This window comes from Rhizobacter sp. P3_B12 (assembly GCF_056402895.1).
Map to the genome: position 1 here is coordinate 1 of NZ_JBFUGN010001344.1, position 1,294 is coordinate 1,294.

Genomic DNA, 1,294 nt, shown 5'->3' on the forward strand with positions numbered 1-1,294 from the left:
CGGGCTGAACGACATGCCGTCGTCGATCGCTGCCGAGCGTGCCTCGGTCCACGCGAGCTGGGGCMGCATCACGATGCGCGCGACGCTGGCGAACGGGCTCTCGTCCTCGGGCCAGCGCACCGACGCATCCTCGATCGGCATCGAGGCGAGGTCGGTGCACAGCTGCACGCGCAGTTCCCACTCGCCGCCGGCCTGCGAGAAGTGCGACATCACCGCATCGCGCAAGGCCTGCGGGCGGTCTGCCATCTCGACGTGCGCGCCGGTCAATGCCTGCAGTTCCGCGGACACCGGCACCACCTGCACCTTCGCCATGTACGGCCCCCACAGCATCGGCACCTGGCTGAAGTAGCTGTCGCCCAGCGGGTGGCTCTGCGGATGACCGCCGAGCGCCTTCAGCGTGCCGCTTTGCAGCCCGACCTGCTCGATCGCCCTCTCGGCGCCGCGCAGCACCGCCGACACCGCCTTCTTCAGCGTCGGCACGCGGTCGGTGGTGGCGGCCAGCAGCTTCAGGCCGGCCAGGAACTGCTTCGGCCCCGCCGAGCCGAAGACCGGCCCGTTGACCAGCACGAAATCCTGCGTGAACGCGCCCTCGCTGCCCGGCAGCCGGACGCCGTCGACGCCGATCAGCTTGATCGCCATGCCGCGCGGCGTGGAGACGGCGTCGTCGAGGATGTCGCCGGGGATCGTCGACAGCCGCATCACCAGCGGCCATTCGCCCGGTTGCGCGAACGCGCCCTGCGCATATGCCGGCGGTAGCCCGGCCGGCACGCGCAACTCGCCGCGCAGCAGGCCGTGGCTCTTCGCATGCACGCCGCGCAAGCCGTGGCCCGAATGCGAGAACGTGGTCTGCGCGATGCCGCGCATCGTCTCGATCATCTGGTCGCAGACCGCGGCTTCGTCCTCCTCGGCATGTTCGAAGGACGGGTCGTACGGGATCGGCGTGATGTCCATGCCGCCGATCATCGGGGCCACGCCCGGCGCGGCGCGTCGGACGTGGAACCGGATGCCTGTAGGAGCGGGCCGCCCCGGGTGGGCGTCAGTACCCCCGCAGGTCGTCGATCTTCAGCGCGAGCTCGCCGCCGCGGATGCGTTGCAGCGTGCGCGTGACGACCTCGATGTCGTTGTCGAAGCCGCCGTGCGAGGCCCGCACCCGCACCGGCTGGCCGTCGCTGCCGATCGCGGTCTCGATGCGGTCGCTGGTGACGAGCTGCGTGCGCTTCGCGAGCTGCGCATCGGCCGCCGCGGCGCGCCAGGTGGCCAGCGCCTCGCCGGTATCCGACGAGCCGTCCCAGCC

Annotated in this window: 2 protein-coding genes; both read right to left on the bottom strand. The window is 71.5% G+C overall.

The window, feature by feature from the left end; genetic code table 11:
* Positions 1–963, bottom strand: a 963-nt coding sequence (locus AC1D01_RS35075; RefSeq protein ID WP_477874193.1) for a catalase family protein, incomplete at its 3' end; no start/stop codon positions are given.
* A 73-nt stretch (positions 964–1,036) separates the two neighbouring features.
* Positions 1,037–1,294, bottom strand: a 258-nt coding sequence (locus AC1D01_RS35080) for a hypothetical protein (RefSeq protein ID WP_477874191.1), incomplete at its 5' end; no start/stop codon positions are given.